Origin of the sequence: Komagataeibacter europaeus LMG 18890 (assembly GCF_000285295.1) — a bacterium.
Taxonomy (GTDB): domain Bacteria; phylum Pseudomonadota; class Alphaproteobacteria; order Acetobacterales; family Acetobacteraceae; genus Komagataeibacter; species Komagataeibacter europaeus.
Genome location: NZ_CADP01000130.1, coordinates 1 through 6,962, shown reverse-complemented (window position 1 = coordinate 6,962; position 6,962 = coordinate 1). Strand labels below are relative to the sequence as shown.

The following is a 6,962-nucleotide window of genomic DNA, read 5'->3' as shown; positions in this document are numbered from 1 at the left end:
CAGTCGCAGCAAAAATGGGCAGTGCCGCGTCCAGTTCGATCCTGACCGGCTGACGAGGAGTCCAGCATGAGGTTTTCCCACCGGGCCGCGATCCTTGCGGTCATCACCTGCAGCATCAGCCATCCGGCCTTCGCGCTGCACAGAACCCCGATGCGTGCGCTCGACGGGTACAGATGCATGGCCCTTGATGCGCCGGAACGGGTCATGATGGATTTCAGGCATCCGATCCCGCTGCAGAGCGAACCACGGGACGGTGCCCCGAGCCTTGCGCCTGCGCTGGCGGTACTCCCGGTCGCCACGGACGCACCGCCTACGAACGGCTACGTCCGGAGCATGACCCTTGCATTGCGTCCCGGCTGGGTCTCGACAAGATGGCTGAAACCCTACGACGCGGTCCATCCCGGCATGACCTGCACGCCCTACGTCATGAATGACGGCAAGCTTGGCTTCGTGTTCGGCAGGGCGACACAGTAGATTTGTCATCTCCACAGTCCGGCATGCTGCATGACCGACATTGTTTTTCCCGGGAGCGGAACAGGGAAGGCCGCTGCCCGCGGGGAGGGCTGCGAGGCGCCCGGGTCAAGCCTGAGGGCATGCCCCTGAGGTGAACCGGGTTGCCCGGAGCGCGGGGCACCGCCCTGCGATCCGGGCGGCCCTGTTCACTGAAAGGAGCGTGTCCTCACCGCGCGAAGCGCGGCGCGCAGCGGGCTTGAGGCGGGCGCCTCGCGGCGGCATGCTGGTTTCAGGGCATTTTTTTGCAAGCACGATGGCGGCCCCGGACACCAGAAGCAGGAACCCGGTTTCCGGGCTCCTGCGGCGTGGTCTCTCAAGGCGTCGGATCGTCGGGCCACCAGGGGTCGGGAGCGTCCGCAATCTCGCGCGCTTTCGCTTCGGCTGCGGCGATGGCTGCGGCCCTTGCAGCCCTTGTCGCCTCCCGCCATGCGTCGATGCCGTGGTCGGCAATAAAGTCATGCGCGCCGTCATCTTCGGGATGCGGCATTTCCGGGCCATGATAAAAAGGATTGCGATGCCAGACGTCCCGGTCCGTCAGGACCCATGCGTGGTCGGGCGCAGCACGCGAAAGCGCAAGGGCCTCGTCGCGGTCTGCCATGGATTCATATTCGCTCATGCGGGTCGATCCTTGCGGAAAGGTACCTTGCCGTGGGTGGCCGGACCCGCCGTGGGTCCGGCCGGGTCGGTCAGAAGCCGAGGGCGTCCATCTCGGCAGCTGCGGCCCGCTGGTCGATGGTGCGGGCGTTGCTGGCCGTGTAGGGCTTCCACGGAGTGCCAATCATGTCCTCGTAGGCCGCAAGGGCCCCGCGGGCGGACGCGACCAGAGCGGCGGCCTTGATCCCCTGCTCGGCTGCGAAACGGCGGGCGTTGGCCGCCCTGTTTTCCAGCCCGTCGACGCCCATCCGGTCCTCTTCGCGATACTCGTTGAACTGTGAGGACAGTTCGCGGGCCTGCGCGCGCTTGGCGTCATAGAACTGGGCGGCCCCGAAGGCGGACGCGACAGCGGCACCAGCCATGCGCTGGAGGTGCATTTCCAGCCCCTTGTCGTTCTGCTCCCCGTTCCATGTGGTCACGACCAGCACGGGCGAGAGGCTGCGGGCGATGACGGTGAAAGCCTGCCGGGCCGTTTCCGCGAGGGCATCGGCGTCGAAGTCCTCAAGGCCGAAATGGGAAACGATCTTGGTGATCTGGTCGGGAACGGGGATCAGGGCTTCGGCGGCCTCGATGGTGATGACAGGCACGCGCCGGGCCGCTTCCTCGAAACGGCGGGCGGCGGGGGCCTTCTGGCCCGATTTTGCCTTGCTGGCGGCTTTCTTCTCTTGCGCGGAAGCGAGGGCGGCGGTCATTGTGTTGGTAGCGTTGGACATGAAACTTGACCTTTCTGTCTGGCGTCAGCCCTGTCCGGTGTGTCAGCACCGGGCGGGGCGTCTGTGGCGGGAACCATTTCCCTCTCCACAAATAAAGAATAGTACAGACAGAATATAAATACAATAGAAAAGACAATATATTATCAGTAAACATTAGTTTACTACTGTTTTTATTCCCTTTATTTCCTTATGCCCCTTTTATTAATCGCAGTATTATAAGAAATCTCATAAGTATTCATCCTGAAGAACCCCAGGGCGAGCGGTCGAACCGTTGCGCGAAAGCGTGGAGACCCCGCAGGGGGCTCCAGTGAGGTTAGCGGCGCAGCCGCTTAGCGAACCAGAGTGAGAGAACCCCGAAGGGGCCGCCCCTGATTTTCTTTTTTCCTGTTGAACAGAGATGTTTCCCGGACCAGGTCTTTCGGGAAAGGAAACCGTCTCCAGATGCCCTGGGCTTACGCCGCGTTTTGCGGGCATGCGCTGCAGGGACACAGATCCAGTTCATCTGTGACCCGCGACATGACTTCAGATACTCTTGATGAAGCCGGAAGGCGTGCCTTCGGCAGGATCGACGAACACCACGTCATCCGGTGCCCGGCGCGGTGTGTCGATGGCAAGAAAAGTGACAGGATCACGCAGGATACGCGGCACCGCATGCACCGCACGCCGCGGAAAGACCAGCAGGTGCCCGGGAACAAACGGCGCTTCTTCAGCCGGATCATCAATCCAGAATGTCCCTTCGCCGGAAAGCACATGGAGGACTTCATCACACTGGGTATGATAATGCGGCGGCACGTCCCGATAGATCCGGAACACCCTGATACTGGCTTCCGGCCTGTCGGTCAGATAGGTATCCAGCAGCATCGTATCCGCAGTGTGCGGGAACGCTGCCACAATCCTGTTGAGATCGAACCATCCACCGGTACGGTTCAGGGTCATCAGATGCTCTTCATCAGTCATGAGGCCTGTTCTCCGCCCATGTTCCACACCATGTCTCGACGAGCGCTTTTGCGGATTCAGTCATGGTCTTCTCCATTTCAGCCAGGAAAACCTTCGAGCACGATCTTGCCCTTTGCCTGGCCGCTCTCGATCAGGGCATGGGCCTGCCGCAGGTTCGCCGCCGTGATCAGGCCGAGGTTCCTGCCAAGCGTGGTGCGGATACGCCCGTCATCCACGAGGCGTGAGACTTCGTTGAGAATCTCGCCCTGCCTGCCCATATCGGCTGTGCCGAACAGCGGGCGGGTGAACATCAGCTCCCAATGCAGCGACAGGCTTTTCTTCTTCAGCGGCAGGGCGTCGAGCGCGGCCGGGTCATCAATCAGGCCGAAATGCCCCTGGGGCGCGATCAGCGCGATAATCTCTGGCATATGCCGATCGGTCTGCGTCGTGGAAAAGACGAAGCCGGGCGCGCCGGTCGGAAGGGCGGCGACCTGCGCGGCAAGAGGCCTGCTGTGATCCACCACGTGATGTGCCCCGAGGGATTTTACCCAGTCGCGCGTTTCTGGCCGGGAGGCGGTGGCGATGACCGTGACATCGGTCAGGACCCGCGCCAGCTGGATGGCGATGGAGCTGACGCCGCCAGCGCCGCCGATAATCAGCACGGCTGGCTTCACGCCGGGGACTGACCGACGGATATCCAGGCGATCGAACAGCATCTCCCAGGCGGTGATCGCTGTCAGCGGCAGTGCCGCGGCTTCAGCCCAGTTCAGGGAACGGGGCTTACGGCCGACAATCCGCTCGTCGACCAGGTGGAATTCGGCATCGGTTCCCGGACGATCGAGCGCGCCTGCGTAGAAAACCTCATCCCCGATGGCAAAATCCGTGACTTCAGGTCCGGTGCCGACAACGATCCCGGCGGCGTCCCAGCCCAGGACCCGCCACTGACCCGCGTCCGGCGCGGCGCTGCGACGGACTTTTGTATCGACCGGATTGACCGACACAGCCCTGATTTCCACAAGGAGATCCCGCCCTGAAGGAACAGGCTTCGGCAGATCGATGTCCTGAAGGGACGCGGGATTGTCGATCGGGAGAGGCGTCTGGTAACCGACGGCGCGCATGATGTCTGCTCCTGTGTTGATGAAGGAGAACAGTGAGCATTATGCTGGGTTCGGACAAGAACGCACTTTTAACGCCCATAGTATCGGAAATGATACCGTCATGGCCCGTATCCGGCATAAATCACTTGATTGCAGTCCCGGCTGTGCCGTTGAAGCGACGCTTCAGCTCATCGACGGGAAATGGAAAGGGGTGATCCTCTACCACCTGCTTGAGGGAACCCTGCGCTTTAACGAAATCCGCAGGCGCCTGCCCAACATCACCCAGCGCATGCTGACGGCGCAGCTCCGCGAACTGGAACAGGACGGGTTTGTCCTGCGGACAGTCTACGCCGAGGTGCCCCCGAAGGTGGAATACAGCCTGACGCCGCGGGGACGGACCCTGGAGCCGGTCATCATGGCCCTCAAGAAATGGGGGGACGAGAATACCGGGTTCAGGCGGGATCCCGAATCCCCTGCGGACCTGGACGAGCCTGCCGCCGATTGTCCGATCTCCTGCGTTCAGGCTGGCGGGTGAGCGGGCAGTATTGGTGATCCGGATCCGCGTTGCGGACATGCACCCGGACGCTCACCCCGAGCACGCATGGTTCCCGGCATTTCCCGCCCCAGTCGCATGACGGACAGATATATGGGACACGTTATCGGGCCATGGAACTACAGGGGGAGACTGCGTGGTAAGACTTCGACGTCATCGCGTGAAGCCTCCCGGCAGCTGCCGCCTGACGGCCCATGAGGTGCAGGTCTGGCGGTCCTTTCGCGCCGCCATCCAGGGCGAGAAAGGAGAGAGCGCCGTAGCCCACGTGCTCGACCGGAGCGGCCTGGCCGTGCTGCACAACGCCATGCTGCCGGCAGGTGACAGCAGGACCACCCAGATTGACCACCTGTTCCTCAGCCCGAGGGGCATCCATGTCGTGGAGACCAAGCGGTATGGCGGCGAACTGACCGGACACCCGGAAGATGAACGGTGGCGACAGCGTTTTGCGGGCGAGGCGCCCGATGCCCCGCCCCGGCTGATTTACAGCCCGGTGATGCAGAATGCCGCCCATTGCCGGGCCGTCTACGCGCTGGCCCGCCTCGTGGACCCGACCATCCAGGTCTTCAGCCACGTCGTGATGACGGGAACTGCGGTCCTGTCACCGGCGCTTGTGGCCTGCACCCTTTCCCTTTCCGGGTTGGAAACCCTGCTGCACGATCTTGAGCGCAACGTGCCGCAGGGCACACTGATTGACGCATGGCGGCACATCGGGCTTGCCTGCCATGCCAGCGGGCATCAGTAAGCGGCCTCCCTGTCGAGAAAATCGAGCAGTTCCGCGATTTCCCCGGTTGAAAGCATGCGCCCGCGACAGGCCTCGCTATCGCGGGGAAAATCGAGCGGCTCACCACCATGGTCACGGTTGCCGGCACTGATCCAGAGTACCCGCTCCGGCTCCTCGGGGTCATAATCGAGGCGAACCCCGAGGCCATCTCCCAGGTCGATAAAATCGGAGAACAGGTCATCCTCACACCGAAGCGGAAGCGTGCCGATTTCCACACCGACCCACCTGTCGGGAAATCTGGCCCGAAGGAGATCGGTGAGCTGGCGCGTATGGGGCCTGAGATCCGTCGGGTCCCGGACGGGCGGCGGTGGCTCCAGAGGCTGCAGGAAACCCGCCTCGTCATCATCCCAGTCATCGGGCTCAATCGGCGGCACTGGCTTTTTCGCCATAAAGCAGACGTCCTTCGACCAAAAGAAAAGCAATTTAAGACCGAAGCGTCGGACGGAACCAGCCTGTTTGGTGCAATGCCCCGGCCGCGCGAACGCATGTCGCCGCTGCCGGAGCATGCATTGTCCGCATTCACAAGCCAAGCGCATTCAGTTCTTGATCAATCTGCCTCCAACGACCGTCAGACTGGCGTGGTTCGTTCCTGCCGTGATTCCAGCTGCTGACCCGGTTCTCGAGTGGAATTTCGTCAATGAACCGGCTCGGACGGGAAGATCCGCCCTGGCGATAATCACAGAACGTGATCGTGGCCTGCTCCATAGCCCGGGTCAGCGCCACATAGGCAAGGCGACGCTCCTCTTCGGGATTGCGCGACATCGCACCGGGGAAAATCTCCTCTTCCCACGCAGGAAGAAAGACGTGCCGGAATTCCAGTCCTTTCGACCGGTGCATGGTCATGAGCTGAACGCGATCACGACCTTTTTCGCCAGGTGCTCCGCCTGCCAGTGCCGCGTGCTCCAGCAGGTGTTCCGCGCGCCGGAAACCTTGGGCCAGTTCGATCAGTTCCGCGAGGTTCTCCCGCTGGGTTGCCGCTTCATCCGAATCATCAGCCCGCAGCATGTCCAGATACCCTGTTGCCTCGAGCAGGCCGGTAAGGCGCTCCCCAAGGCTTTCCCCTTCCCGACATCCGATCTGTCTGAGGATCTGGACGAATCCCTGCAGCGCCACGGCACATCTCGGGGGCAGCCGGGTCCGTGTGGCCGCCGCGCATAGCGACAGACCACCCGCCGAAGCCTCCATCTCGATTTTCCCCAGGCCCCTGGCGCCAAGGCCCCGCGGGAGCCGGTTGGCCATCCGCCGAAAAGCTTCATCCGACCTGCGCTCATCAGGCCATGCGCAAAGCGTCAGCAGGGCCAGAGCATCCTTGACGGCGGTACGCCGATAGAAACCCACATCTCCGATGATCTCGTAGGGGACACGGGCGTGGAGCAGTGCTTCCTCCAGCGTTCGGGAGAGCCTGTTCTGGCGGTAAATGATAGCCATGTCATGCCAGGCGACGCCGGTCGCCGCGCGGCGGCCAATCTCCCGGATGAGCGCCGCAGCTTCCTCGGTGGCGTAGGAGAACCCCAGAACCTCGATCGGGAGGCCCTCGCCCCGACGTGTAAACAGTCTCTTTTCGATCCGCGACGGGTCAAATGAAATCACCGCATTCGACGCATCAAGAATATGGCGGGTGGAACGGAAGTTCTCCTCCAGCTTGAACATCTTCGCATCAGGAAACTCATGCGGGAAGTTCCGCAGGAAGCCGACTTTCGCCCCGCGCCAGGAAT

Annotated in this window: 9 protein-coding genes; 3 read left to right on the top strand and 6 right to left on the bottom strand. The window is 62.4% G+C overall.

Features of this window, described 5'->3' with window-relative positions; genetic code table 11:
• The first annotated feature begins 66 nt into the window (after nt 1–66).
• Nucleotides 67–474 carry a hypothetical protein gene (locus GEU01_RS18660; RefSeq protein WP_019087279.1) on the top strand — a complete coding sequence of 136 codons (408 nt, stop codon included), beginning with the start codon at nt 67–69 and terminating at the stop codon, nt 472–474.
• 352 nt (nt 475–826) lie between these two features.
• Here the strand turns inward: GEU01_RS18660 and GEU01_RS18655 are convergent, their stop codons facing one another.
• The 4 genes from GEU01_RS18655 to GEU01_RS18640 all read right to left on the bottom strand — a co-directional run bounded on the left by GEU01_RS18655 (nt 827) and on the right by GEU01_RS18640 (nt 3,934).
• Entirely contained in the window at nt 827–1,129 is a 303-nt protein-coding gene (locus GEU01_RS18655) for a hypothetical protein (protein WP_019087278.1), read from the bottom strand.
• Nucleotides 1,130–1,199: 70 nt separating this feature from the next.
• Nucleotides 1,200–1,880 (bottom strand): hypothetical protein, encoded by a 681-nt coding sequence (locus tag GEU01_RS18650; RefSeq protein WP_019087277.1) that lies wholly within the window; start codon nt 1,878–1,880, stop codon nt 1,200–1,202.
• A 522-nt stretch (nt 1,881–2,402) separates the two neighbouring features.
• On the bottom strand, nt 2,403–2,837 hold the full coding sequence (locus GEU01_RS18645) for a cupin domain-containing protein (protein ID WP_019087276.1): 435 nt from the start codon (nt 2,835–2,837) through the stop codon (nt 2,403–2,405).
• A gap of 77 nt (nt 2,838–2,914) precedes the next feature.
• Nucleotides 2,915–3,934 carry a zinc-binding alcohol dehydrogenase family protein gene (locus tag GEU01_RS18640; RefSeq protein WP_019087275.1) on the bottom strand — a complete coding sequence of 340 codons (1,020 nt, stop codon included), beginning with the start codon at nt 3,932–3,934 and terminating at the stop codon, nt 2,915–2,917.
• A gap of 100 nt (nt 3,935–4,034) precedes the next feature.
• Here GEU01_RS18640 and GEU01_RS18635 point away from each other — a divergent pair, with 100 nt between their 5' ends.
• Nucleotides 4,035–4,448 (top strand): winged helix-turn-helix transcriptional regulator, encoded by a 414-nt coding sequence (locus GEU01_RS18635; protein WP_025440128.1) that lies wholly within the window; start codon nt 4,035–4,037, stop codon nt 4,446–4,448.
• Between the two features lie 154 nt (nt 4,449–4,602).
• Nucleotides 4,603–5,208, top strand: coding sequence for a nuclease-related domain-containing protein (locus GEU01_RS18630; protein ID WP_232272620.1), 606 nt, complete (start codon nt 4,603–4,605; stop codon nt 5,206–5,208).
• Here GEU01_RS18630 and GEU01_RS18625 read toward each other — a convergent pair.
• Together GEU01_RS18625 and GEU01_RS23320 are read right to left on the bottom strand one after the other, a co-directional pair.
• Nucleotides 5,202–5,636 carry a hypothetical protein gene (locus GEU01_RS18625; RefSeq protein ID WP_026018872.1) on the bottom strand — a complete coding sequence of 145 codons (435 nt, stop codon included), beginning with the start codon at nt 5,634–5,636 and terminating at the stop codon, nt 5,202–5,204. The genes GEU01_RS18630 and GEU01_RS18625 overlap by 7 nt on opposite strands.
• Nucleotides 5,637–5,766: 130 nt before the next feature.
• A partial coding sequence (locus tag GEU01_RS23320) for an ATP-dependent helicase (protein WP_019087271.1) occupies nt 5,767–6,962 on the bottom strand: 1,196 nt, incomplete at its 5' end.

Bases quoted from the DNA above. Each gene is read 5' to 3' on its own strand.
- GEU01_RS18660 (WP_019087279.1), top strand. From the start codon at position 67: ATGAGGTTTTCCCACCGGGCCGCGATCCTTGCGGTCATCACCTGCAGC.
- GEU01_RS18655 (WP_019087278.1), bottom strand. From the start codon at position 1,129: ATGAGCGAATATGAATCCATGGCAGACCGCGACGAGGCCCTTGCGCTT.
- GEU01_RS18650 (WP_019087277.1), bottom strand. From the start codon at position 1,880: ATGTCCAACGCTACCAACACAATGACCGCCGCCCTCGCTTCCGCGCAA.
- GEU01_RS18645 (WP_019087276.1), bottom strand. From the start codon at position 2,837: ATGACTGATGAAGAGCATCTGATGACCCTGAACCGTACCGGTGGATGG.
- GEU01_RS18640 (WP_019087275.1), bottom strand. From the start codon at position 3,934: ATGCGCGCCGTCGGTTACCAGACGCCTCTCCCGATCGACAATCCCGCG.
- GEU01_RS18635 (WP_025440128.1), top strand. From the start codon at position 4,035: ATGGCCCGTATCCGGCATAAATCACTTGATTGCAGTCCCGGCTGTGCC.
- GEU01_RS18625 (WP_026018872.1), bottom strand. From the start codon at position 5,636: ATGGCGAAAAAGCCAGTGCCGCCGATTGAGCCCGATGACTGGGATGAT.